Genomic DNA, 25545 nt, shown 5'->3' with positions numbered 1-25545 from the left:
ACTGTCATTATCAATACAAACTTAAGTTTATATTTTGATGATCTTATCTTTATATTTAATAGTAATTTTTTAAATATAGAGCTTTTAAAATATTGTTTAGGCGGCAAATTTAAAAGCCAGCATGAGTGCTGGCTGAGTTCAATCTAAATACGAATCTCTTGGTTATTTTTATGCTTCGAACGGTTCTAGCTGATCATTTTGTAATAATCTTCGTTGCTGCACATTTTCAATCACACCATTTTCTTTGACATAAGTTGCCCATTCTTCGAGTAATTCATTGAGCTTTTCTGGATATTTTTTTGCCAAATCCTGAGTTTCGCCTTGATCATCTTTAAGATTATATAGCTGCCAGCGATTTGGGCCATTTGGCGCAGGGATGAACAGCGCTTTCCATTCTCCTTTGCGCAGAGCCTTTTGCCCAAATAATTCCCAGCCTGTGACATGATCTTCACTGTGAATATGGTCTTGTTGTACTTGTAAATAAGGCAAGATAGAACGACCACGTAGCGGTACCAATTGACGACCTTTATACGCCTGACCTGGATGCTGAATATTTAAATAATCTAGTAGGGTGGGTAATAAATCCATGACTGTCAAAAATTCGTGACTAATCTGATTTTGGCGTTTAAACCCTGCGTAGTGAATGAAAGAAACTGTTCTAATTCCACCTTCGCTAGTATGTGCTTTATATAAGCGAGCAGGAGCAGTAGCTGCTTGTGCCCAATGTTCTCCGTACCAAACATATGAGTTTGCTCGCCCAATATTATCAATACTGTTGTCGTAATATTGCTCGATAATTTCATTAAGTTGGCCGCCAAAGACGGGTAGAGCCTCAAGTTGAGCACCTTCTGCACCATTATCTGATAGAAAAATAACAATGGTATTGTCTAATTCCCCTCGATCTTTGAGGTATTCCACTACACGTCCAACGTTTTGATCCATACGATCGACCATGGCCGCATAGACTTCCATAATTCGTGATGATTTTTCTCGTTCAGACGGGCTTAGATTATCCCAGAATGGAGTTCTCGCAAGGACAGGGTGAATCGTGGTTTCATCATCTACCAATTGAAGTTGCTTGAGTTTCTCAAGGCGCTGTTCACGCAATTTAACAGGGCCATCCGCATAACGTCCTTTATATCGTTCGATATCTTCCTGAGGTGCCTGTAAGGGCCAGTGCGGTGCAGAGAAAGGTAAATATGCAAAAAAAGGACGTCCTTGGCGTGCCTCATCATCTTGTAAAAAATCCAGAAGGCGAGTGGTAAAATAATCGGATGAATAAAACCCTTGAGGCAGTTCTTCCGAAAACTCATCATCCTCTGCATAAAGTCCTTTTGTTGACTTAAGTAAGCGTGGAATTTGGTCTTCTGGAATATCCGCTTCAAATAGATAATGATTGGCTGCACCAGGTAATAGTGCAAAAGAGCGTTCAAATCCTTTTTGAATTGGAAAATATTCTGGTTTTAGACCCAAATGCCATTTTCCAGACATTATGGTGTAGTAACCCGCATCTTTTAATAACTCTGGTAATGCGGCAACCTTGTTATTTAATACACCTTCGTAGCCATCTTTACCTTCGAGTTCTGGGGTCAGGGCCTCTGCCATGGTCCCTAAACCAGCTAAATGATGGTCTGTGCCTGAAAGTAACATCGCACGAGTGGGGGAGCAGGTTGATGCCGTATGAAAATTAGTCAGTCTTAAGCCCTTTAATGCTAATTGATTCAAATGAGGTGTATTGATTTCTCCGCCAAAAGCACCTAAATCTGAAAAGCCTAAATCATCTGCCACAATCAATAAAATATTAGGTTGGTTTTTGATATTTACATCTGTCATGTTTTATCCAACAAAGCGACTAAAACGCTTAGTGTAAATATGACAAATTTTTATTCTGTTTTTATTGCGACAGTTATCTCCTAATAAAATCATATCATTATGACAAAAGTAGATATATCAAAGGAATTTAGTGGTACTGTGGAACTGATGAGTCTGTGCAATATTACTTAACTTTTCAAAGTCCAAAATAAAGATCTGGTTATATTTAACCTCAATGATGTTTTGATTCGAAAGCGCTGCGAGTTCTTTATTAATGCTTTGTCTTGATGTCTGCAAAAGTTCTGCCAGATTTTCCTGACTCAATTTAAGATTCAGTAAAATTTTATCTTTGTCCTGATAAGAATGATAATCCACTAGGAAAACCAATTTTTTAGCAAGCCGAGTTTGCAATGTTTCAGTTGAATAAATAAAATTTTGCTCACGATTTAGTTGTGTTCTTACACAAATTAATTTCAACACCATAAACAAAGCATCTGCGTTATTTCTGATGACATCCACAAACAATTGCCCAGGAAGGTTGGCAATGACAGTTCTACCTTGTGCAATGTGATCGTGAAGGAGGGGTTGTCCCGTTACAATCGGAACAATATTGATCAATGTACCTGAGGGCACAAAAATATCGGTGTGGTATTTGCCTTGAGATGTGCTCCAGCCCAGTTTAAGTGCGCCTTCAAGCAAAATATTGATATCAGTGCACGGATCATTTTGATTATATACGGTTTGATTATGGTAATACTTTCTTATTTTTAAATGTTGAATAAGCGTAGATTTATCTGCATGAGATAAAGATTGAATAAATTGATAATTCTCTAGTATACGAATACTTTTATGAATAAATTCATTATTAATCACTTTATAATCTGAGTGTAATCCATCATCAACATCATGTTGATATTTTGAAATGGGGTTTTTAAATTCAATAATCGATGATGTTTTCATAGAAAATCATAAATATAAATTAACAGTTTAATCAGTCTAGCAGAGTTGGAGTTTATGCAAATTTAAATTAAATATAATCTCATATTTAATTTTCATATGTGTGTGTTATTCATTATTTAAATATCAAAATAATTTTTTACGTGATGGATTGTCTCGGAAATAACAGAATATACCGCCGTTTCTGATAAAAATTAGTCATATTTTTATATCAGGTAATAATTATGACCACATTTATTCAGAATCCAACACAGCAACTTCAACTTAGAAAATTGACTGGACGTATCGGGGCTGAAATATCAGGCATTCACTTGAGCTCTGAGCTTGATTCATCCACAGTTCAGTTTATACACGATGCGCTACTAGAGCATAAAGTACTGTTCTTCCGTGGCCAGCAACATTTGGGGGATACAGAACAGGAGAAATTTGCAGAATTGTTTGGTTCACCCGTTAAACATCCAACAGTACCCGCAGCGGATGGTACAGATTTTATTTTTGAACTGGACTCACAAAAAGGTGCACGCGCCAATTCTTGGCATACTGATGTCACTTTTGTGGATGCCTATCCTAAAATTAGTATTTTAAGAGGTCTTATCATTCCTGAAACAGGTGGTGATACCACTTGGGCAAATACTGAAACTGCTTATGAAGATCTTCCTGAACTTTTAAAGCAATTTGCTGAGCAGTTGGTAGCTGTACATTCAAATGAATATGATTATGGTGGACCAAAACAAAATGTCGAACCAGAACAACTAGAAAGACTGAAAAAAGTTTTTGTATCTACCAAGTACGAGACAGAGCATCCAGTGGTTATAGTACATCCAGAAACTGGCAAGAAAAGTCTATTACTCGGGCATTTTTTTAAACGACTTGTGGGATTCAGTCAAAGTGATTCACAGCTTTTATTTAATATTTTACAAGAAAAAGTAACGCGTCCAGAAAATACCGTGCGCTGGCAATGGCAAGAAGGTGATGTTGTTATTTGGGATAATCGCTCTACCCAGCACTACGCGGTTAACGATTATGGCGATCAACATCGGGTTGTACGCCGAATTACACTCGCAGGTGAAGTAACGACTGGCGCACATGGCTTAAAAGGCAAAACCACATTACCCAAAGATTTATCAGCAGAACAACTCGAAAAAGCCAAGCTTCACGCTGTGTTAAATGCTAACTAAATAACCATTTTAAGCATCCAAAACGTTACTGTCATTAAGCAGTGACGTTGTATATGTTGTTGAGAAAAACGATATGGCTACACTATCAAAACATAACCGATTGATCTGGATTATTCCTGCACTTATTCTAGTCGCTTTACTATTGTTTATTTTCAAACCCTCTTCATCAGCATCGTCAAAAACAACAAATCAGAATGAAGATATTGTAAAAATTAGAATTGCTGTACCTGATTTGAGCAGTAGTGAAAGACACAGTAGTGGCACACCACTAATCGACTATATATATTTAAATCAATTGCTTGAAAAAGAATTTGCAAAGAAAAATATTCAGATCGAATGGCAATTTTTTAAAGGTGCAGGGCCTGTAATTAACGAAGCCTTGGCCAATAAGCAATTAGATTTTGCTTTCTTAGGTGACTTGGCTGCGATTATTGGTAAATCGAATCAAGTCGATACCACCTTACTGATGGCAACTGGACGTCATATAGATGCCTATTTGGGAGTTTTACCCAATAAAGGATATACCAGTCTCGAACAGTTAAGAGGCAAACGCATTGCGATTTTTCAGGGAACCGCTATGCAATTGTCGTTTGATCAATTTATCGAACGATATGGCTTTACTGAAAAAGATTTCCGCATTATTAATTTGGATCCTACTGCGGCCAATGCAGCACTTGCAGCGAAGCAAATTGATGCAAGCTGGGGATTGATGTCAATTCTGGCACTTAAACAACAGAAAATTGTAGAGGTTCCTCTGAGTACTGGGCAGCGACAGGATGGAGCAGGAACAATTCAGTCAGGTTTGGTGGGGCGTCGTGAATTTATTCAACAACATCCAGAACTCACACAAACATTGGTCAATACGGTTTTACAATCAGCACATTGGGTTTCACAACCTGAAAATCGGGACAATGCCATTCAACTTGTCACTAAAAATGCAGGATTACCGACAGAACTCTATACATTGAGTCTACAAGACAAAGCCTTAAAAACAGTATACTCACCACTTTTGGATGAATATTATCTAGGACATCTACAACAAGGTGTACAAACTGCATTGAATGCCAAGCTAATAAAACGCAATGTTGATGTAAAACAATGGCAAAATCCTGAGTTTATCGAACAAGGGATTCAACAGTTGAATTACGAAAATTATTGGGAACCTTCAAAAGAATAAGAAGTGATTCGATAGACACAATGTATATTTATGATGATGCTACTTGGCAACGTGAGTCAATATTAAAAATATTTACGTTGCTGAGCCAGAGTTGCAAACATTGCTGTGTAGATGGCATTCCATTCATCGATCCATCAATAAATCTTGGTATTGATCAACCTGTGTTCTTAGAAAATCCCAAACTAATTTAATGCGTGGTTCATGTTGTAAATCAACTAAAGTTAACATCCAAAAAGTATGAATGAACCGAACTTCGTTTTCTAAAACTTGTTGAAGTTCTGACCTATTTTCGGCTAAAAATTTAGGTAAAATAGCCAATCCAGCACCTGCGCTGACCGCCATTTGCTGCGCCAAAATACTGCTACTTCTAAAGTTTGCATTCAACTGTAAAGGTAAACGTTCCAAACAATACAGTTCAGGGCTATAGATTAAATCATCAATATAATTGACAAAGCGATGATGCATTAGATCATCAAGCTTTTTAATGTCTGGAGTATTTTCCAAATAATTCTTGCTACCATAAATTTTTAGACAATAATCAGTTAACCGAGTAATGATATAAGGGCCCGATTTAGGACGATCAATTGAGATCACGATATCGGCTTCGCGATGCGACAATTTAATCATTTTGGGCACAGGAATAAGATCAATTGTGAGCAAAGGATATTGCTTAGATAATTCTGCTAATAATTGCGCCAAGAAAGCTGTACCAAATCCTTCTGGTGTGCCTATTCGCACATGTCCTTGTAATGGAGAGCCAGATTTCTCAATTTGAAGAAAAGCCTGCTCCATCTGTTCAACATGCGGTATAAGTGCTAAACCTTCTAGGGTTAACTCATAGCCGGTTGATTCCCGTTTGAATAATGTACTTCCCAAAGCGAGCTCTAAAGCCTGTATTCGCCTAGAAACAGTACTGTGTTCTACTCCAATGATTCGTGCTGTATTGGTTAAAGTTTTAACACGTGCTAAAACCAAAAAGAATTGCAGATGGTCCCAATCTACTTTCATTCGTTATGACATCCCTGTGCATATTTGCACAATCATTGTGCGTGAATTTATATTGGTCATCTATATTTTCTTTGTTAATTTGACTTACAAGCAGACTCAAGAAAATATTTTTTAGTCTTTTCTCGGAAGTCATAATAAAAATACAACCTATGGAGAGGTTATCAATATCATGTCAAATATGCATTTGAAGACGGCCAAATTATTCATTGATGGAAAGTTTATCGATTCAAAAACTACCGAGTGGCAAGACATTCTTAATCCAGCCACTCAAGAGGTGCTTGGGCGTGTTCCTATGGCGACTTTAGAAGAAGTCGATGTTGCGATTGCTGCTGCAAAGCAAGCTTTTAAAACCTGGCATTTAACACCGATACAAGCACGAATGCGCATTATGCTCAAATTACAAGATTTGATTCGCACCAATATGAAAGAAATTGCTGGTGTATTAACAGCCGAACAAGGCAAAACCTTGGCAGATGCAGAAGGCGATATTCAACGTGGTTTAGAAGTGGTTGAACATGCATGTTCTGTGGGTACATTACAAATGGGGGAATACATTGAAGGTGTGGCACGTGGGGTAGATACGTATACCTTGCAGCAACCTTTAGGCGTTTGTGCGGGCATTACCCCATTTAATTTTCCTGCCATGATTCCCTTGTGGATGTTTCCTATGGCGATAGTGTGTGGCAATACTTTTGTACTCAAACCCTCAGAACAAGATCCACTATCGACCATGATGCTGGTCGAATTAGCAGCAGAAGCAGGTGTGCCAGCGGGTGTTCTTAATGTGGTACATGGTGGTAAAGAGGTGGTTGATCGTTTATGTACACATCAAGATATAAAAGCGATTTCATTCGTGGGCTCAACGGCTGTAGGAACGCATGTTTATAACTTGGCGGGGCAGCATGGTAAACGTGTGCAATCCATGATGGGTGCAAAAAACCATGTGGTCGTGATGCCAGATGCTCATCAAGAGCAAACTTTAAATGCCTTGGTTGGTGCGGCTTTTGGTGCAGCAGGTCAACGTTGCATGGCATTATCTGTGGCAGTCATGGTTGGAGAAACTAAAAACTGGGTAAATCAATTAGTCGAAAAAGCCAAAACGTTGAAAGTGAATGCAGGTCATGAACCTCAAACTGATATTGGGCCTGTGATTTCTCCACGTGCAAAAGCACGCGTGATTGATTTAATTAATAGTGGTGTGCAGGAAGGCGCTGAATTATTGCTTGATGGTCGTGATGTCAAAGTGAACGGCTATGAAAATGGTAATTTTGTTGGTGCAACCATATTTAATCAAGTCTCAACGTCTATGCGTATTTATAAAGAAGAAATTTTTGGTCCTGTTTTAGCCATTATTCATGTAGACACGCTTGAAGATGCAATTGCACTGATTAACGCAAATCCATTTGGTAATGGTGTGGGCTTATTTACCCAAAGCGGTGCTGTAGCTAGAACATTCCAAAATGCGATTGATATTGGTCAGGTGGGTATTAATATTCCAATCCCCGTACCTGTTCCGTTTTTTAGTTTTACAGGTTCCAGAGGTTCAAAATTAGGTGACTTGGGACCTTATGGCAAACAAGCGGTGCAGTTCTATACACAAACCAAAACCATTACCAGCCGTTGGTTTGAAGATACCCAGGAGAAAGGGGAAGTCAACACCACGATTAGTTTGCGTTAAATAGGAGTTCAAGGATGAATATTGCATTTATTGGTTTGGGAAATATGGGCGGAAAAATGGTCCAAAATTTACTCAAAACTGGCGCAACAGTGTATGGCTTTGATCTTAGTCAAACTGCGATTGCACATTTTGTTGAGGCAGGTGGCATTGCTTCAGATAGTCCACACGACGCTGCAAAAAATGCGGATATTGTGATCACCATGCTACCTGCAGCCAAGCATGTCAAAGAGATTTATTTAGCTGAAGACGGCGTATTTACGGTACTCAAGCAAGGCAGTATATGTATCGATAGCAGTACCATTGACCCGCAAAGTATTAAAGATATTGCAAAAATTGGTGCAGAAAAAGGGATTAAAGTTTGTGATGCACCTGTATCGGGTGGAACCATTGGTGCACAAGCAGGCACATTAACATTTATGGTCGGAACGGATGCTGATCTATTTGAACAGGTGAAGTCTGTTTTAAGTTCAATGGGTAAAAACATTGTGTATTGTGGTGAGGTCGGTTCGGGCCAGATTGCCAAGATTTGTAATAATTTAATTTTAGGCATTTCAATGACGGCAGTCGCAGAAGGTATGGCGCTAGGTGCAAAACTAGGCATTGATCCGCAGATTTTGGCGGGCGTAATTAATAGCTCAAGTGGTCGTTGCTGGAGTTCTGAAGTGTGCAATCCTTGGCCAGATGTTTCTGCCAATGCGCCTGCTGGTCGCGGTTATAGCGATGGATTTGCGACGCAATTAATGTTGAAAGATCTTGGACTAGCGATAGAAGCGGCAGGACAAGTCAAACAGCCTGTACTTTTGGCTGGATTGGTACAACAACAATATCAACAGTTATGTATGCAAGGAAATGCACAACTGGATTTTTCAAGTATTATTCAGCAATATTTACCGCAAAATTCGCAATAAAATCAGGCGAAGAAAAGCAATTAAACAGTAGAAATTTCGATTCAAAAATAACAATACATCTAGGATGGAGTATCTGATATGTTGGATTATCAAACGGTCGCAACCTCATTTGACTTTCATAGAGCAGCAAATGAAATGTTATCTGGTTCACTGGATCAAGTTAATGCATGTTACGAATGTTGTGATCGACATGCAGAATCAAACCCCGAAAAAATAGCATTATATTGGCAAGGCAAAGATGGTCGTCAATATCAATATACGTTTGCACAATTACAAAAGTGGTCCAGTCAATTTGCCAATTTTTTAAAATCACAAGGGGTTCAAACAGGCGATCGTATTTCAGGTTTATTACCCAGAACACCTGAATTATTGGTGGTGATTTTAGGTGCTTGGCGAATTGGTGCAGTTTATCAGCCACTTTTTACGGCATTTGGCCCGAAAGCGATTGAGCATCGCGTGCAGCTTGCAAAAAGTAAATTGGTTGTGACTGATTTGGGTAATCGGAGCAAGCTTGATGAAGTAGCGCATTGTCCACCCATCATGACGGTTATTGGCGAAAAAGATCATGCAGTAAATGATCAAGACTTAAATTTTTGGAAGCAAGTGAGTCAAGCGTCTGACCACTGTGATTTGGTTTTACAAGACATTCAAAAACCATTTTTACTGATGTTTACGTCGGGAACCACAGGCCCTGCAAAGCCTTTGGAAGTGCCTTTAAAGGCATTAATCGCGTTTGGTCATTATATGAAAGATGCCATTGGTTTACGCACCGATGATGTCTTTTGGAATCTTGCAGATCCTGGCTGGGCATATGGTTTATATTATGCCATAACCGGGCCACTGCTTTTGGGGCATGCAACCTTATTTTATGAGGGTGGTTTTAGTATCGATAGTTTGTGCCAAATTATTGAGGATTATAAAATTACCAATTTGGCAGGTGCACCGACTGCATACCGCATGATGATGGCAGCAGATCCAGCGAAAATCGCCTGCCTAAAGGGTAAATTACGTGTGATAAGTAGTGCAGGTGAACCACTCAATCCAGAAGTATTTCGTTGGTTTAAACACACTTTAGATGCCCCTATTTTTGATCATTATGGTCAGACTGAAGTGGGTATGGTGGTATGTAATCATCACGGTTTAAGCCATGATGTGCGTGCAGGAACAGCAGGTTTTGCAAGTCCAGGCTATCGTGTGGCCGTAGTGGATGAGCAGGGCAATGAACTTCCAGCGGATACGGCTGGAATATTGGCCGTCGATATTCAAAAGTCGCCGATGATGTGGTTTGGTGGTTATCAAGAAAGTCGAAAATCTCCTTTTTTAAAGCATTATTACTTAACAGGTGATACAGCCGAATTACATGCGGATGGCAGTATGAGTTTTGTAGGGCGTAGTGATGATGTCATCACCACATCAGGCTATCGTATTGGTCCTTTCGATGTTGAAAGTGCATTAATTGAACATCAAGCTGTAATTGAAGCAGCAGTTATTGGTGTGCCTGACCCAGAAAGAACGGAAATTGTAAAAGCATTTGTGATTTTGACAGCACAGACGAGCCCATCAGAGCAATTGGCCGAGGAACTACGCCAATTTGTTAAAAAGCGTTTATCGGCACATGCTTATCCAAGACAAGTTGAGTTTGTGACAGAGTTGCCTAAAACTCCAAGTGGTAAGATTCAACGGTTTTTGTTGCGTAATCAAGAGATTGCCAAGCAATCCTAATCAATTCAACCTAAAAAATGATTGCTTAAAATAAGCAGTTTTGCTTAATGCATTGTATAAAAATGAGCCAAGGAATGTGAAATGCAATTTAATGAAGAACAGCTATTAATTCAGGATATGGCGAAAAGTTTTGCCAATGAACAGATTAAATCTAATGCAGCAGAATGGGATAAGCATAGCATTTTTCCAAAAGACGTTTTGTCCCAAATGGGGCAATTGGGTTTTATGGGAATGCTGGTGAGTGAGAAATGGGGCGGATCAAATACAGGAAATTTAGCTTATGTGCTGGCACTTGAAGAAATCGCTGCCGCAGATGGTGCGACTTCAACCATTATGAGTGTACATAATTCTGTTGGCTGTGTACCCATTGCTAAATTTGGTACAGAGGAGCAAAAGCAGAAATATCTAGTGCCTTTAGCACAAGGTGAAATGATCGGTGCATTTGCTTTAACGGAACCACATACAGGTTCCGATGCCGCAGCCATTAAAACCCGAGCAATTAAACAAGGTGATGAATGGATTATTAATGGCGCTAAACAATTTATAACATCAGGTCATAATGCGGGCGTGATTATTGTATTTGCTGTGACAGATCCGAATGCAGGGAAAAAAGGGCTGAGTGCATTTATTGTGCCGCGTGAAACCTTGGGTTATGAGGTGATTCGCACCGAAGAAAAATTGGGTTTACATGCGTCAGATACGTGCCAAATTGCTTTAACGGATGTTCGAGTACATCACAGCTTAATGCTTGGTCAGGAAGGTGAGGGACTAAAAATAGCATTGTCTAATCTGGAAGGTGGCCGTATTGGGATTGCAGCGCAAGCCGTTGGTTTGGCACGTGCTGCACTAGAAGAAGCGACAAAATATGCCAAAGAGCGTGTGACCTTTGGAAAGCCTATTTTTGAGCATCAGGCGTTAGCCTTTCGTTTAGCCAGTATGGCCACAGAAATTGAAGCAGCACGACAATTGGTTCATTACGCAGCGCGGCTTAAAGAAGCTGGAAAACCTTGTTTAAATGAAGCATCAATGGCGAAATTATTTTCATCTGAAATGGTCGAACGCGTATGTTCTGCTGCTTTGCAAATCTTTGGTGGCTATGGCTATTTAAAAGACTTTCCCATCGAGCGAATTTATCGTGATGCACGTATTTGCCAGATTTATGAAGGTACAAGTGATATTCAGCGTTTAGTGATAGCAAGAAGCCTATAACTGACCTTTGCTGCTGTATTTTTATCATAAAATTAAGATAAGGATTCTAAAAATGACATTCGCAACAATTTTATTGGAAAAACGTAAGGGTGTGGGCTTGATTACACTTAACCGTCCAAAAGCATTAAATGCTTTAAACTCAGAATTAATTTATGAAATAAATTTAGCCTTAGACGATTTAGAAAATGATCAAACGATTGGTTGTATCGTCCTTACAGGTTCAGAAAAAGCCTTTGCCGCAGGTGCGGATATCAAAGAAATGGCAGAATTAACTTTTCCAAATATTTATTTTGATGATTTTTTTAGTCTTGCAGATCGTATTGCACAGCGTCGTAAGCCTTTAATTGCCGCAGTGAGTGGTTATGCTTTAGGTGGTGGCTGTGAGTTAGCACTCATGTGTGACTTTATTTATTGTGCCGACAATGCCAAGTTTGCACTACCAGAAGTAACTTTAGGTGTCATTCCTGGTATTGGTGGAACACAGCGTCTAACGCTTGCAATAGGCAAAGCCAAAGCCATGGAAATGTGTTTGACTGCACGGCAAATGCAGGCTGCTGAGGCAGAACAAAGTGGTTTGGTGGCACGCGTTTTTAGTAAAGAAGAACTTTTAGAACAAACCTTACAGGCTGCCGAAAAAATAGCGGAAAAATCACGGGTATCTACCATAATGATTAAAGAGTCAATTAATCGAGCTTTTGAAGTGAGTTTAGCAGAGGGTTTACGTTTTGAGCGCCGAATGTTCCATTCAGTTTTTGCGACCTTAGATCAGAAAGAAGGCATGCAAGCATTTATTGATAAACGTCCAGCCCAATTTAAACATCAATAATAGGATGAAGCGATGACTACTACTGACAATCATTTACTCATTGAACATAAAAACGCTTTAGGAACAATTATTTTAAATCGTCCAGCGAGTCTGAACGCGCTATCTCTAGAAATGATTAATGCGATTCGTCAACAAGTTGAGGATTGGCAAGGTGATGTAAATGTTCAGGCCATATTAATTAAATCAAATAGTCCTAAAGCATTTTGTGCAGGTGGTGATATTCGCTATCTTTATGAAAGTTATAAAAGTGGATCAGAAGAGTATAAAGATTATTTCATTGCTGAATATGAGATGCTCAATAGCATTCGAACGTCTAAAAAAACAGTGATTGTTTTATTGGATGGATATGTATTGGGTGGTGGTTTTGGTTTAGCACAGGCTTGTCATATCTTGGTGAGTAGTGAAAAATCACGATTTTCAATGCCAGAAACAGCAATAGGTTTTTTCCCAGATGTTGCAGCGACTTATTTCTTATCTCGTTTAGATGATGTTGGGGTATATTTGGCACTGACTGGTGATCAAATCAGTAGTAGTGATGCATTGTATTTAGATCTGATTGATTATCATGTTCCGAGTCAGAATTTTGAGCGACTAGAAAATGCATTCAGCCAATCACAGAACTTAGATAAATTTCATATTCAGAAGATTATTTCTGCTTATATCTCCAGCCCTGTTCAGAGTGAACTCAGTCTATGGCTTGAAGCCATTCGTCAGCATTTTGGTCTTAAAAATGTGCAAGATATCGAAGAAAGTTTGAAAAATGAACAAGATCCCAACTATCAAGTATGGACAAGTAAAGTGTTAAATACTTTGCAACAACGTTCCTCTATTGCAAAAAAAACCAGTTTAAAGTTACAGCTGCTAGGGCGTGGATGGTCATTACAGCAATGTATGCGTATCGAGCGAAAATTACAGGATATCTGGTTTGAACATGGTGATATGATTGAGGGTGTTCGAGCGTTGATTATTGATAAAGATAAACAACCGCAATGGCAGCAGCATAATGCGACTTTAGATAATATATTAGGCCAATTAGGTTAGTCATTTCAGACTGACTTACTGGCAAGCGTAAGAGATTTCTTGCTGCTATTCCGCTAGTTCTAAATATGCTTTTATGCAGAGACAGGCGGAATTTTGTGCTGGAAATATGCTTTTCTATATGCACTTGGACTCATTCCCATCCACTTTTTAAATGCTCTATGGAAAGCACTTGGATCATGAAAATCCAGTGCTTCACTGATTTCATTTAAAGTATGTTTGGTATTAATCAATTGCTCAATCGCAATATCGCAACGAATTTCATTTTTTAAAGCTTGATAGCTCATATTTTCAGCTTTGAGACGTCGTTGAAGGGTTGCTTCCGACATGTGTAATTCATGGGAAAGTTGCTTTAACTCTGGCCATTCTGAAGGATGATGACGAATAAGGTGCCTTCTAATGAGAAGACCAAGTGCATCTTCATTTTTGTAGCGAACTAACAAATTATGAGGGGTATGTTTTAAAAAATTAATCAGATCATTTTTATTTTTTTTGATTTTTAATTTTAAACATGCTGAATTAATCGCGATCAGATTCTCATCTGAAGAAAATTCAATTTTTTCACAAAAACGAATGTAATAATCTTGAGGGTAGATAGGTTTGACAGATTTTATTTTAATATGATCAATACTAATTCTTTGATCAGATAACCAGCATAATAAACCATGAATTAACATAATCAGTGTTGCGTAAACAAACATGCGTTTAGGGTGCTGACGATCCTGTAAAACAATATAAGCCTGATGATTGTCTATTTTAAGTTGCGGATGAATATCATCCAGAATATTCGAAAAATAGTGAAGAATATCTTGTAAGGCTTTTTCTAAAGTTTCTGATTGCATGGCAAGTTTGGCCAGTAATCGGTAACTTCCTCTGCGCATGGGATGAGAGTCCATTGCAAAAAACTCATCATTCAAAACGTCGGCTAATTCAATCCAAAGGCGGGCATATTGATCAATAGTGACACGAGCTTTGGGAAATGCCAGCAGTTCGGGCGAAATCCCTACAGCTTTCACAATTTTTTCGACATCCAAGCCTGTCGTATAAGCTCCCTGCAAAGCCTCATTAACCAGAGCAATTGAAATTGTCCCTTTATTGGAATGGGATAATAAATCCATATTACAACCTTAATCCTTTAATTTTTACTTTGATTAGAATGCTTTTTTACAACCTTCAAAGCAATTGAAACCATTTGAAATTGTACTTTAATCAAAACAAAATTGCTTTAAAAGCAGTAGTTATTTGAGCAGCTTACGTCTTGCCCACAAGCAGGGTGATCAGGGTCAAATTCTATTTGAGCAGTTATTTTTTTCAAAAACTTGACTTAAATTGTGTATGCAGCACGATGCTAAAATAATCACAAATTTATGGCTAAAACTTGCAATTTAATTGCAGTTTTTTGAAATTGAAAAAATACGATGTGCTGCTAAGTTATATATGGATTGAATAATATCATCAGGATATATAAGGGTTTAAAGGACTATAGATGATATAGGAAATACGATTTTTGTATTTGATACATCTATCAGAATAACAGGGAAAAAAGGGAGAATAATGAAATGCAAACATTAGAGCAAGCATATCAAGCATTTGATTTGAATCAATTAATAGAGCAGCAATTGATAGGCCATCCCCAATCGATCAATGCTTATGAAGAATGTTGTGGCCGTTATGTGGGACAAAATAAAATCGCATTGATTTGGGAAGGGCTTGAGGGTGAGACAAAGCAATTCACCTTCGATGAGTTGGCAACTTATTCTGGTCAATTGGCAAATTATTTTAAGTCTCAAGGTGTGCAACCCGGACAATGCATTGCGGGTCTATTACCTCGTACTCCCGAATTGTTGATTACAATTTTAGCCACTTGGCGAATGGGAGCTATTTATCAACCGTTATTTACTGCATTTGAATCAAAAGCAATTGAACATCGTTTGAGTGTAGCTCAGACACAACTGGTTGTGACCAACAAAGAACAAGCGGCAAAATTAAATGCTGTGAACAATTTAAAAGTCTTAACAGTAGAAAAAGATTCATTTGATATTTTAGATCAACCTGATTTTTGGAATGCACTTAAGCATTTTGATGCCCAATATCAATCTGAAATGATTACCTTTAATGATCATTTTTTGATGATGTTTACGTCTGGAACGACTGGTTTGGCTAAACCTGTGCCTGTGCCACTCAAAGCAATTTTATCTTTTAAAGGCTATATGACGCACGCTGTTGGATTAAATCAGTCAGATTCTTTCTGGAATCTCGCAGATCCTGGCTGGGCCTATGGTTTGTACTACGGGATAACAGGGCCTTTAAGCCTGGGCCATAGCATCATTTTAGATGAACAAGGATTTAGTGTTGATCGTGCAATTGAATTAATTAAAAAATACAAAGTCTCTAATTTGATTGGATCGCCTACTGCCTTTAGGATGTTCTTTGGATTTAAAGAAAAATTTGATGCTGAAATTAAAGATTATTTACGTGTGGTGAGTAGTGCCGGAGAACCTTTAACACCAGAGGTCGTCCATTGGTTTAAGAATGATTTAGACATCAATATTTATGATCAGTATGGTCAAACTGAACTGGGTATGGTCATCGCAAATCACCATGCACTTGAGCATCATGTAAAGATTGGCTCTGCTGGATATGCAATTCCTGGTTATCGTTTTGTCGTATTAGATGAACATCATCAAGAACTATCATCTGATTCTATTGGTGTATTAGCAATAGATAGTGCTGCCTCTCCATTATTCTGGTTTACAGGGTACGGCGAAAACAATCGAAGCGCATTTGTTGGTCAGTATTATATTACGGGTGATACTGTGAAAATGAATGCGTTTGGCAGTATCGACTTTGTCGGGCGTATAGATGATGTAATTACAACATCGGGTTATCGTGTAGGGCCTTTTGATGTTGAAAGTACTTTACTTGAGTGCCAAGAGGTTCTTGAATCTGCGGTGATTGGTAAGCCTGATGCAATCAGAACTGAAATTGTAAAAGCTTTTGTTGTTTTAAAATCACAATACAAGTCTCAGGCTGATCAATCACTGAGCGAAAAACTTAAACAATATGTCCGCGGACGCCTTTCAAAGCATGCTTATCCTAAAGAAATAGAATTTGTAGATCAATTACCTAAAACAGCCAGTGGCAAAATCCAGCGTGGAGTTTTAAAACAACAGGAAATCTCCCGTATGCAGTTATCGGGTTAAATTTTTGATCATCAGGCAGAGCATTAAGGTATTCGTTCTTTAGAGATAGACAATGAACAATGAAGTTGTGATTTTGAGTGCAATACGCACACCTATGGGTGGTTTTCTGGGTGAGTTAAAACCATTTTCGGCCACCGAACTTGGAAGTTTTGCTATTCAGGAAGCGGTAAAACAGGCGGGCATTGAGTCTGATCAAATCGATCAGGTATTGATGGGATGCGTCTTAACCGCAGGTCAAGGGCAAGCACCTGCACGTCAAGCAACGTTGAAGGCGGGATTAAGTGTATCTGTCGCCTGTACCACACTGAATAAAGTCTGTGGCTCAAGTCTACAAAGTATTATTTTTGCAAAAAATTTACTAGAAACTCAACAAGCACAGGTGGTGATTGCAGGGGGGATGGAAAGCATGTCCAATACACCCTATTTGTTACAGCATGCGCGTGCTGGCTATCGTATGGGGCATGGTAAAGTGTTGGATCACATGTTTCTAGATGGCCTGGAGGATGCTTACCAACCTGGCCGCCTCATGGGAACCTTCGCAGAAGATAGTGCACAACATTATCAGCTAAGTCGTGAACAGCAAGATCATTTTGCAATCACATCTTTGCAACGAGCACGTGATGCTATTGAAACAGATCAGTTTAAGGCCGAAATTGTAGCTTTAACTGTACATCATAAAGATCAACAACACATTATCCAGCAAGATGAACAACCCTTAAAAGCTAAACCTGAAAAAATCTCTCAACTCAAACCAGCATTTAGCAGTAGTGGAACAATTACAGCAGCCAATGCGAGTTCAATTTCAGATGGCGCAGCAGCATTGGTTCTGACCAGTAAAAATTATGCACAAAGCCAAGGGCTTAAGCCTTTAGCTCGTATTGTTGGACAAACATCATACGCTGGTGAACCCCATTTATTTACGACTGCTCCAGTTTATGCAATTCAGAAACTGATTAAACAATGTGACTGGAACATTGACCAAGTTGATCTATTTGAAATTAATGAAGCTTTTGCCATTGTACCTATGATTGCAATGCACGAGTTAGGCATTCCACATGCCAAAGTGAATGTTCATGGTGGCGCATGTGCCTTAGGGCATCCACTGGGTACTTCTGGGGCACGCATTGTGGTGACCCTCATTCATGCACTCAGACAACGTCAACTAAAACGGGGTATTGCTGCTATTTGTATTGGTGGTGGGGAAGCGTTAGCTCTTGCAATAGAAATTGATTAAACTCTAGGGACAGAACATGATTTTGACAGAACAACAGCAGCAAATTAGAGAGATGACTCAACAATTTGCTCAAGAAAGAATTAAGCCACTCTCGGCAGAGTGGGATCAAAAACATCAATTTCCCCACGATATCATTAAAGAAATGGGACAACTTGGATTGATGGGGATGTTGGTTCCTGAAGTATGGGGTGGATCAGATACAGGCTATATCGCATATGCGACTGCTATTGAAGCAATTGCATCGGCAGATGGCGCTTGCTCTACCATTATGAGTGTACATAATTCAGTCGTATGTATGCCAATCCTGAAATATGGTAATGACCAGCAAAAACATCAATTTTTAATTCCTTTGGCGCAAGGTCAGATGTTAGGTGCTTTTGCACTAACAGAGCCTCAAGCGGGTACAGATGCCAGTAATTTAAAAACCAAAGCGATTAAAGACGGTGACGATTACATTATTACTGGCAGCAAGCAGTTTATTACCTCGGCACAGCATGCAGATGTTGTTATTGTTTTTGCCGTAACAAATCCTGATGCTGGTAAAAAAGGAATTAGTGCTTTTCTTGTACCCACTGATACGGCTGGTTATAGTGTTGTAAGACTTGAAGAAAAAATGGGGCAGCATGCCTCTGACACAGGTCAGATCCAGCTTGATGGAGTTCGCTTATCAAAAGATTATCTTCTTGGTGAAGAAGGTCAGGGGTATAAGATTGCGCTAGATAATTTGGCAGGTGGTCGTATTGGTATTGCAGCACAATCGGTGGGGATGGCCCAGGCAGCATTGGATGTGGCAATTAAATATGCCAAAGAGCGAACTGCTTTTGGTCAACCCATTATTGAACATCAGGCTGTTGGCTTCCGCTTGGCAGATATGGCAACTCAAGTTGCAGTGGCACGACAAATGGTCTGGCATGCTGCAAGTCTGAGAGAATCAAATCAAGCATCACTGGTTGAAGCTTCAATGGCAAAGTTATTTGCATCAGAAATGGCTGAAAAAGTATGTTCAGGTGCTCTCCAGACTTTGGGTGGCTATGGTTATCTGAAAGATTTTCCAGTTGAGCAGATTTATCGAGATGTCCGAATTGCACAAATTTACGAAGGAACGAGCGATGTGCAGCGTATAGTCATTTCTAGAAGTTTGTAATTATATTGCTTTGTATTATTCATGCACATTGTAGTTTGTGAAATGTGCATGAATGTTTAAGCGGGTAGATAAAAATTAATAATTAAGCCATGCTTCGGGGCCATCTTCAATTTCCTGAAGTGTTAACAGACAATCATCAAGTTGATGTTTGAGTGTGTTCCAGTCAATATTTTGGCCAATAAATACAATTTCCTGACGACAGTCCCCTGTACGCTCATCCCATTTTTCAAAAATACTATCGCGTCGATAATGGTCTTGAGGCCAGTCTGATTGATTAATAAAGTTCCACCAGCGCCCAACGATTTCCCATTCAAACTGACCACCTGTTTGAACAAGCATGCCAATGTCCTGATAACACTTGGCATTCCATATATAACCTTTACAACGGAGTAGCGTACCGTTAGTCCAGGGGTGTGCTAAAAAGTGCTGGAACCGTTGAGGATGAAAGGGTAAGCGCGCACTGTATACCCATGACGAGATCCCATAAGTTTCAGATTCAGAATGAACCGCTTGTTCCTGATCCAGATGTTTCATCCATCCTGGTGATTTAACCAAATCGGGTAAATCAAATGTATACGTATTTAAAATGTTGTTGAGGTCAATGGCACCATGAGAAATTGGAAAAATCTTGGCGGATGGATTAAGCTCTGCAAGTAAAGAACGTAAATGTTTGAATCGATCTTCACCAATGATATCTATGCGACTGACTAAAATAACATTTGCATATTCGACCTGCTCCAACAGCAAATCTGATAAATGTCGTTGAACTGAAACCTCATCAGGATGATCCATTTCGATCTTGTCACGAGATTGAATCATTTGCTCAAAATTTTCACCATTGACGACAGTAACCATGGTATCCAGGCGCGCTAATTCGCTTAAACTAAATCCATGTTGGTCTAAAAATGCAAAGGTTTCGGCAACGGGCATAGGCTCTGAAATACCTGTAGATTCGATTAATATATAATCAAATTCGGCCTGGCGAGCGAGAAGGCTGACTTGTTCAAGTAAATCAGCTCTTAATGTGCAACAAATACAGCCATTGCTCATTTCAATAAGTTGGTCACTGCCTCTATTTAAATTAACATGACGACGTACATCTTCTGCATCAATATTGATTTCACTCATATCATTCACGATCACAGCAATTCGCATATCTTTTTGATGGTTCAAGATATAATTGAGTAGAGTTGTTTTACCAGAACCTAAAAAACCTGATAAAACAGTCACTGGAATGCGTGTGGAGTTAACATATTTAGTGGGATTCAATATAACGTCAGTCATGTTTTTATTCTCCTAAAGGCAGTGATTTTGTATTGATCAACTATGCTGTGGCTTTGTCGAGATAACTTTCAAATAAATCGACTACTACATATCCAGCATCTGCTGCATCACCCCATAATTCCTGGGTGTTAAATTCCACATGATAGGTAGGTTGAGGGAGTGCATCAGTATGTCCATGACCAGCCGCATCTGGGAAAGGCCATTTTTCTGTCGTACGATGAACCACGACGCCAGTTTTACCTCGTACATAAGCAGGCACTCGAATGTGGCCCGAAACGTATTCATCACGCACAGTCACTTGGTCACCCACTTCAAAAGGTGGACGATCTGCAATAGCTGATCTGCCAGTAGAATGATTCGGAGTCGCAAGCTGGAAATGTGAACCCAGGGCTTCGTCCAGTTCTTGCTGGGTAATTACACCTGCTTCGGTCAGTAATGTAGCTGTTGCGATCACATAACGTTCATAATATTCAGTTCCAACATGTTGACGTAATCCAATACGTTCAACGGCATGGCGAACCTGATCAATATTGAATTTATTTAGATGCCCAGCACCTAAAAACATTAAAGTGTAGGCAAGATGTTCCCAATCTTTTTTAAAGACAGGTTTGTAGCTTTTAGAATTAATCTTATGATCAATAGCACCAAAGCCTTGTACACCACCTAAATCATGAAAACCATCCATAATTTTACTCCATATAAGTAACGATATATTTTTACAAAAGAATTAAGGTAATTTTGGCAGTGCAACGCCAATGAGGACGTCTTTGGTAATCAGCTTTTGCAGTTCCTCTACGGTCATATTTTCAGTTCCAGCAGGACGCATAGGTAAAACAAGATAGCGGGTTTCTGCACTGGTATCCCAAACTTTGACGGTCATATTTTCGGGTAATTCTGTTCCGAGTTCTTTAAGAACAGTACGACCTTCACGAACTAAGCGTGCACGGAATTCAAAGCTTTTGTACCATTCAGGTGGAAGCCCTAGAACAGGCCAATTTGTACATGAACACAAGCTACAAACGATGACATTTTTTACATCTGTAGTATCTTCGAGTGCGACAATGTACTCACCTTGTGGGCCAGTAAAACCAAATTCTTCACAAGCCGCAGTACCGTCACGCAATAAAAGTTCACGATAAGCAGGATCGGTCCATGCTTTGGCAACAACTTGAGCACCATTGGCTGGATCAAATTTATTGGCAAGAAGGTCGGTTAAACCTTCAATAAAGCCCTCTGGAATTAAACCTTTATTGGTAAGAACCTTATGTAACGCCCATGCTCTCTCGCCTGGGGTTGAGCTTGATGTTTCAGAAACAGATATACTCATGTGTAACGCTCCTTGGTAGAGATGAAATACAACAACTCACTTAGAAAGAGAATGTTGCAATCCTTGATGTGATCTTGCTGTTGATTAAATTGTTTTCCAATCGACATTTTTTTCGAATGCTGCTGCTGCCTGATATATTTTGCCCTCGCCAAAATAAGGTCCAATGAGCATCAGACCTACAGGTAAATCATCGACTAATCCACACGGAATACTCATGGCAGGGTGGCCTGTAATATCCTGTGACGCCGTATTGCCAATCATTTCAAATGCTTTGCTAATATATTCAGTGAGAGAACAGCCTGGTTCTGGAAGAGGCTGTGCAACCATAGGGACGGTTGGCATTAACAATAGATCATATTCAGCCAGTTTCTGGTCATACGCAGCTCGAGCACGTCTCGTGATATTTTTTGATTTTGCGTAGTAACGACCAGAATAATTTTTGATTCCATATTCGCCTACAAACATACATGCTTTTAAGGTAGGTGAAAGTTGATCTGCTTGTTTGCGCCAATCTTTATGTTTATCAATAAGTTTGACACCATATAAACCTTCCCAGTTAAATCCCATTCCATTGCCATGCATCATTTGTGCGGTTAAACCTTCACAGCCAACAGGTGACCAGAGAGCACCAGCCAGAGCATGTTCAGGCAGAGAAATGTCTTCAACAATTGCCCCCATTTTTTCAAATTCGACGATTGCTTTACGGACTTTTTCAGCAACTTTAGGATCCATATTGGCTAAATTAAAACCCTCGCGAACAACTCCGATTTTCAATCCTTTTACACCGCGATCCAGATAACTTGTATAGTCTTCTGTTTTGACATGATATTGACGTGGATCTAGCCCATCACCACCTGCAATTACTTCAAGTAATAATGCATTGTCTCGAACGGTACGACTCACTGGGCCCACATGGTCGATGGTATTTTCAATAGGCATAATCCCTGTATATGGAACGAGACCATGCGTTGGCTTCATACCGTAGATACCGCAAAAAGCAGCAGGAATACGGATAGAGCCTCCCTGATCACATGCAATTGCTAAATCGACGTCACCATTTGAAACCAAAGCAGCGCTTCCAGAGGAGGAACCTCCTGCCGAATATCCATGTCGATAAGGATTATGGACAGCAACAGGGTCAGAAGTATGACTGCCACCAGAGAGACAGAAATGTTCGCATGTGGCTTTGCCTAAAATGGTGGCACCAGCATCTAACATTCGGGTGACAATGGTTGCATCATACTCAGGTACAAAGCCTTCTAGCGTTGTTGAACCATTCATCATTGGAACATCAGCAAGAAAAATATTATCTTTCAGAGCAATGGTCTTTCCTGAAAGTTTTCCAGATAGGGCGCCTTTTACTTCAGTTTTGTAATACCATGCATTTAAAGGATTTTCTGTTGCATCAGGACGATAACTATTCGCGCGAGGATAACGAACTTCTGGAATCTCATCATCTAGTTCATCAATGAGATCATAGGCATCGAAATTGCTTTGTATAATACTTAAGTATTCTGCGGCTTCTGTATCAGTCAACTGTATATGTAGATCATTTGCGATCTGTTTTAAAACATCAATTGTTGGTCGTTGAATTGCCATGTTTTTACCCGTCCACTGATCATTCTGACTGAAGATATGCTTTAAATTAGTCTGTTCTTTTCTTGAAAACTTGATTTAAAACGCCAGACATTTGTTTATAAAGGACAACCTAAATCATGATTGTCCCGATATTCATATTAAAAAATTCTGAGATAACGCAGATTTAGGCGAAAATCTTCTTTTACTCCATTTTCTACAGATAAATCTTTTCCAAGCTGAACTTGAAGCTGATCCTTTGCTGTAAAAAACTTGCTTGCGGTGAAACGAATATTGGTTGTTTTTATTTGATTATCCTGTTTGACATCATTTATTTTTGTTTCGCCACCCCAGTTGTACCCCAAACCAAGACCGAATGATGTCGTTGGATCAGGCATATAGCGTCCCATAATTTGTGATTCAAACGAAAGATTCTGTTCAAGATTGGCCGAAGTTGGGCCATAATCATCGTTTTCGCTGTACCAGACGACATCTCCAATGAGATCGAGTGCCCAGTAAGGATTAAAGTGTTTGACGTAAGCACCCTGAAAATCTAACTTCCATCGATTACTTCCGAGATTTAAGGGCTTATCTCGATCGTAAGTTCCTGTTGGCGCATTGATATAAAATGCTCCAGCAATAATATCTTTGGCATCATTTAAGCGATAACGTACTGGGGCGGTGAAAATGACGTCACCTATACCTGATGTATCTCCTAAACTGCTGGCATTGTCTTTTCCAGAAACTTTGCCAAATGGAAGTAAAAATTGGGGATCAATAGTGGTGCGATCATTTAATTGAAATGAGTGAATAAATCTGAAAATACCAACATCAGATTCTACTTTGAAATCATCCGCAATTTTTGAGCCTTGCGCATATGCTGAGTCTGTCGTGGCATGTTGATAGTAAATTAAGCCTAAGGTTGTACCGCCTGGGACTTGTTCATAATCGCCAGGAGTTACTTCTGCTGCATGAGATTCTGCGTAAACTGCGAGTAAGGCAATCAACATGATGACATAGTTATCATATTTTTTTTTCATTTGAATTTCCTTTAGATAACAGTTGGCTAGAAGCACAGTAAAACTGTACTTTTGTGATTGTTAGACAATGTTTTTTAGCGTGGCTTAGGTCATTTGTGCATCACGCATCATTCCAGTTTGAGGATGACAGTTGATATATTCAAACACCTGGTTTTTTGCATCACTGACCGAAACTTCATGATAGAGACGTAGATTTTGTAATCCAGTGACGACTTTAAAGAAGGTGGTAAAAATTCTAAGGTGGGTAGGGTGAGATTCTGCCCAGCGTTCAAGTTTATCCAGAGAGCGCCAGTATCCAATATCGTAAGCAATATCCAGTAAGTTCCCGTCAATATCAACATTCCGAACAAAACGATTGCTGTAGCAGCCTAAAGCTTGTCCTTCATCACGAAGAAAATCCATACCTGCCTGAAGTGAAGGTAGCATTTCATTAAAATACAATTCACGTTCTTTTTCATCGGCATTGACCCAGTCCTGACCCGAACGAATGAGCGTAATATTGTCATGGCCTTGCACCAATACGCGGCCACCTTTTTCAGGATCACCCGAAATTATATGGAGCTCGCCGTTCGCTAGCATTCGATCTGTTTGGGAAATTGGAAAGCGCTCTCGTGCTGATCCCCAATATCCGTGCTCTTGAATATCATCACTGATATCATCCATCACAGCACCGACACCTGGTAAATCTTCTTTAAAAGCGTATAACGTTTCAAATTGATCCGCGCGTGGAATCACAATTTCACGAAAATAACCAATACCATCATTAAGACGCTCATCAGAATCCCACCAATGACTCACTTCTGTTGAGCGAAACCAACGACAATAGGCACCAGGGTCACGCCAGTATCCAACGACAATATAATTTTCATAGCCCTGATTATCTGTATGATGGGTGATATCATGGTTTTGTGGTCCATTGTCCAAACTGAAACTCTGCACGATATGCTGCATCGCTTTTAAGGCAATGGCTTTTTGTTCAGATTTAAACTGAACACCAAAGTAAGCCATGACAACCTGTTGAAGACTTTCGTCAGCGCGTGCAACCCACATGGCAAATGGCGGCTCATATTCATCATGAATTCGGCGGCTAAGTGTTCTGGGGCACTTGAGATGTTTGTCGATTGCTGATTCCATTTTATTTCTCCTACATCTTTTATTGCAGTGGTTTCTATCGCAAAACGTGTATTGCCTTAATCAAAAAATTAGGCAGTGTTTTAACGGTGAA

The 25545-nt window shown here is 39.5% G+C and carries 21 protein-coding genes; 11 read left to right on the top strand and 10 right to left on the bottom strand.

The features are described from left to right. Positions 1-168: 168 nt before the first annotated feature. Together F952_RS07415 and F952_RS07410 are read right to left on the bottom strand one after the other, a co-directional pair. Positions 169-1833 (bottom strand): arylsulfatase, encoded by a 1665-nt coding sequence (locus tag F952_RS07415; RefSeq protein ID WP_004925074.1) that lies wholly within the window; start codon positions 1831-1833, stop codon positions 169-171. A 117-nt stretch (positions 1834-1950) separates the two neighbouring features. After that, complete coding sequence (locus F952_RS07410; protein ID WP_004925069.1) at positions 1951-2772, bottom strand: Crp/Fnr family transcriptional regulator; 822 nt, start codon at positions 2770-2772, stop codon at positions 1951-1953. A 221-nt stretch (positions 2773-2993) separates the two neighbouring features. On the opposite strand from F952_RS07410, the gene F952_RS07405 reads away from it, so the two are divergent. Beyond that, positions 2994-3947 (top strand): TauD/TfdA dioxygenase family protein, encoded by a 954-nt coding sequence (locus F952_RS07405; protein ID WP_004925066.1) that lies wholly within the window; start codon positions 2994-2996, stop codon positions 3945-3947. 73 nt (positions 3948-4020) lie between these two features. After that, positions 4021-5124, top strand: coding sequence for an ABC transporter substrate-binding protein (locus F952_RS07400; protein ID WP_004925064.1), 1104 nt, complete (start codon positions 4021-4023; stop codon positions 5122-5124). Positions 5125-5247: 123 nt separating this feature from the next. Here the strand turns inward: F952_RS07400 and F952_RS07395 are convergent, their stop codons facing one another. Further along, complete coding sequence (locus F952_RS07395) at positions 5248-6132, bottom strand: LysR family transcriptional regulator (RefSeq protein ID WP_004925061.1); 885 nt, start codon at positions 6130-6132, stop codon at positions 5248-5250. Positions 6133-6301: 169 nt separating this feature from the next. On the opposite strand from F952_RS07395, the gene F952_RS07390 reads away from it, so the two are divergent. The 6 genes from F952_RS07390 to F952_RS07365 all read left to right on the top strand — a co-directional run bounded on the left by F952_RS07390 (position 6302) and on the right by F952_RS07365 (position 13516). After that, positions 6302-7810: a CoA-acylating methylmalonate-semialdehyde dehydrogenase gene (locus F952_RS07390; protein WP_004925059.1), complete on the top strand. Its 1509-nt coding sequence runs from the start codon at positions 6302-6304 to the stop codon at positions 7808-7810. A gap of 14 nt (positions 7811-7824) precedes the next feature. Next, the gene (gene mmsB, locus F952_RS07385) at positions 7825-8718 is read left to right on the top strand and encodes a 3-hydroxyisobutyrate dehydrogenase (RefSeq protein ID WP_004925057.1); all 894 of its coding nucleotides are present in this window, start codon (positions 7825-7827) and stop codon (positions 8716-8718) included. 78 nt (positions 8719-8796) lie between these two features. Next, positions 8797-10440: an AMP-binding protein gene (locus F952_RS07380; RefSeq protein WP_004925055.1), complete on the top strand. Its 1644-nt coding sequence runs from the start codon at positions 8797-8799 to the stop codon at positions 10438-10440. A gap of 81 nt (positions 10441-10521) precedes the next feature. Then, on the top strand, positions 10522-11649 hold the full coding sequence (locus tag F952_RS07375) for an acyl-CoA dehydrogenase family protein (RefSeq protein ID WP_004925053.1): 1128 nt from the start codon (positions 10522-10524) through the stop codon (positions 11647-11649). Between the two features lie 52 nt (positions 11650-11701). Next, the gene (locus F952_RS07370; RefSeq protein WP_004925049.1) at positions 11702-12475 is read left to right on the top strand and encodes an enoyl-CoA hydratase; all 774 of its coding nucleotides are present in this window, start codon (positions 11702-11704) and stop codon (positions 12473-12475) included. Positions 12476-12487: 12 nt separating this feature from the next. Beyond that, the gene (locus F952_RS07365) at positions 12488-13516 is read left to right on the top strand and encodes an enoyl-CoA hydratase/isomerase family protein (RefSeq protein ID WP_004925046.1); all 1029 of its coding nucleotides are present in this window, start codon (positions 12488-12490) and stop codon (positions 13514-13516) included. 71 nt (positions 13517-13587) lie between these two features. Here F952_RS07365 and F952_RS07360 read toward each other — a convergent pair whose 3' ends face one another. Beyond that, positions 13588-14631 carry an AraC family transcriptional regulator gene (locus F952_RS07360; protein WP_004925042.1) on the bottom strand — a complete coding sequence of 348 codons (1044 nt, stop codon included), beginning with the start codon at positions 14629-14631 and terminating at the stop codon, positions 13588-13590. A 441-nt stretch (positions 14632-15072) separates the two neighbouring features. Here F952_RS07360 and F952_RS07355 point away from each other — a divergent pair, with 441 nt between their 5' ends. The 3 genes from F952_RS07355 to F952_RS07345 are packed head-to-tail and all read left to right on the top strand — an operon-like array spanning position 15073 to position 19094. Further along, positions 15073-16716 (top strand): AMP-binding protein, encoded by a 1644-nt coding sequence (locus F952_RS07355; protein WP_004925041.1) that lies wholly within the window; start codon positions 15073-15075, stop codon positions 16714-16716. A 52-nt stretch (positions 16717-16768) separates the two neighbouring features. Beyond that, a complete protein-coding gene (locus F952_RS07350; RefSeq protein ID WP_004925037.1) occupies positions 16769-17950 on the top strand; it encodes an acetyl-CoA C-acyltransferase in 1182 nt (393 codons plus the stop codon). Positions 17951-17966: 16 nt separating this feature from the next. Next, positions 17967-19094, top strand: a complete 1128-nt coding sequence (locus F952_RS07345; protein WP_004925034.1) for an acyl-CoA dehydrogenase family protein — start codon at positions 17967-17969, stop codon at positions 19092-19094. Between the two features lie 75 nt (positions 19095-19169). Here the strand turns inward: F952_RS07345 and F952_RS07340 are convergent, their stop codons facing one another. From F952_RS07340 to oxdA, 6 genes are all read right to left on the bottom strand, one after another. Continuing rightward, positions 19170-20378, bottom strand: coding sequence for a GTP-binding protein (locus F952_RS07340; protein WP_004925030.1), 1209 nt, complete (start codon positions 20376-20378; stop codon positions 19170-19172). Between the two features lie 40 nt (positions 20379-20418). After that, positions 20419-21063, bottom strand: a complete 645-nt coding sequence (nthB, locus tag F952_RS07335; protein ID WP_004925029.1) for a nitrile hydratase subunit beta — start codon at positions 21061-21063, stop codon at positions 20419-20421. 42 nt (positions 21064-21105) lie between these two features. Next, a complete protein-coding gene (nthA, locus tag F952_RS07330; RefSeq protein WP_004925028.1) occupies positions 21106-21705 on the bottom strand; it encodes a nitrile hydratase subunit alpha in 600 nt (199 codons plus the stop codon). A gap of 84 nt (positions 21706-21789) precedes the next feature. Further along, the gene (locus F952_RS07325; protein ID WP_004925025.1) at positions 21790-23304 is read right to left on the bottom strand and encodes an amidase; all 1515 of its coding nucleotides are present in this window, start codon (positions 23302-23304) and stop codon (positions 21790-21792) included. A gap of 137 nt (positions 23305-23441) precedes the next feature. Continuing rightward, positions 23442-24320, bottom strand: coding sequence for a transporter (locus F952_RS07320; RefSeq protein WP_004925022.1), 879 nt, complete (start codon positions 24318-24320; stop codon positions 23442-23444). 84 nt (positions 24321-24404) lie between these two features. Continuing rightward, positions 24405-25454 carry an aliphatic aldoxime dehydratase gene (gene oxdA / locus F952_RS07315; RefSeq protein ID WP_004925018.1) on the bottom strand — a complete coding sequence of 350 codons (1050 nt, stop codon included), beginning with the start codon at positions 25452-25454 and terminating at the stop codon, positions 24405-24407. Positions 25455-25545 lie beyond the last annotated feature (91 nt).

This window comes from Acinetobacter baylyi DSM 14961 = CIP 107474 (assembly GCF_000368685.1).
GTDB classification, from domain to species: domain Bacteria; phylum Pseudomonadota; class Gammaproteobacteria; order Pseudomonadales; family Moraxellaceae; genus Acinetobacter; species Acinetobacter baylyi.
Note: the sequence above shows the minus strand (reverse complement) of the source record. Positions and strands in the feature narration are given on the sequence as shown.

Bases quoted from the DNA above. Each gene is read 5' to 3' on its own strand.
- F952_RS07415 (WP_004925074.1), bottom strand. From the start codon at position 1,833: ATGACAGATGTAAATATCAAAAACCAACCTAATATTTTATTGATTGTG.
- F952_RS07410 (WP_004925069.1), bottom strand. From the start codon at position 2,772: ATGAAAACATCATCGATTATTGAATTTAAAAACCCCATTTCAAAATAT.
- F952_RS07405 (WP_004925066.1), top strand. From the start codon at position 2,994: ATGACCACATTTATTCAGAATCCAACACAGCAACTTCAACTTAGAAAA.
- F952_RS07400 (WP_004925064.1), top strand. From the start codon at position 4,021: ATGGCTACACTATCAAAACATAACCGATTGATCTGGATTATTCCTGCA.
- F952_RS07395 (WP_004925061.1), bottom strand. From the start codon at position 6,132: ATGAAAGTAGATTGGGACCATCTGCAATTCTTTTTGGTTTTAGCACGT.
- F952_RS07390 (WP_004925059.1), top strand. From the start codon at position 6,302: ATGTCAAATATGCATTTGAAGACGGCCAAATTATTCATTGATGGAAAG.
- mmsB (WP_004925057.1), top strand. From the start codon at position 7,825: ATGAATATTGCATTTATTGGTTTGGGAAATATGGGCGGAAAAATGGTC.
- F952_RS07380 (WP_004925055.1), top strand. From the start codon at position 8,797: ATGTTGGATTATCAAACGGTCGCAACCTCATTTGACTTTCATAGAGCA.
- F952_RS07375 (WP_004925053.1), top strand. From the start codon at position 10,522: ATGCAATTTAATGAAGAACAGCTATTAATTCAGGATATGGCGAAAAGT.
- F952_RS07370 (WP_004925049.1), top strand. From the start codon at position 11,702: ATGACATTCGCAACAATTTTATTGGAAAAACGTAAGGGTGTGGGCTTG.
- F952_RS07365 (WP_004925046.1), top strand. From the start codon at position 12,488: ATGACTACTACTGACAATCATTTACTCATTGAACATAAAAACGCTTTA.
- F952_RS07360 (WP_004925042.1), bottom strand. From the start codon at position 14,631: ATGGATTTATTATCCCATTCCAATAAAGGGACAATTTCAATTGCTCTG.
- F952_RS07355 (WP_004925041.1), top strand. From the start codon at position 15,073: ATGCAAACATTAGAGCAAGCATATCAAGCATTTGATTTGAATCAATTA.
- F952_RS07350 (WP_004925037.1), top strand. From the start codon at position 16,769: ATGAACAATGAAGTTGTGATTTTGAGTGCAATACGCACACCTATGGGT.
- F952_RS07345 (WP_004925034.1), top strand. From the start codon at position 17,967: ATGATTTTGACAGAACAACAGCAGCAAATTAGAGAGATGACTCAACAA.
- F952_RS07340 (WP_004925030.1), bottom strand. From the start codon at position 20,378: ATGACTGACGTTATATTGAATCCCACTAAATATGTTAACTCCACACGC.
- nthB (WP_004925029.1), bottom strand. From the start codon at position 21,063: ATGGATGGTTTTCATGATTTAGGTGGTGTACAAGGCTTTGGTGCTATT.
- nthA (WP_004925028.1), bottom strand. From the start codon at position 21,705: ATGAGTATATCTGTTTCTGAAACATCAAGCTCAACCCCAGGCGAGAGA.
- F952_RS07325 (WP_004925025.1), bottom strand. From the start codon at position 23,304: ATGGCAATTCAACGACCAACAATTGATGTTTTAAAACAGATCGCAAAT.
- F952_RS07320 (WP_004925022.1), bottom strand. From the start codon at position 24,320: ATGAAAAAAAAATATGATAACTATGTCATCATGTTGATTGCCTTACTC.
- oxdA (WP_004925018.1), bottom strand. From the start codon at position 25,454: ATGGAATCAGCAATCGACAAACATCTCAAGTGCCCCAGAACACTTAGC.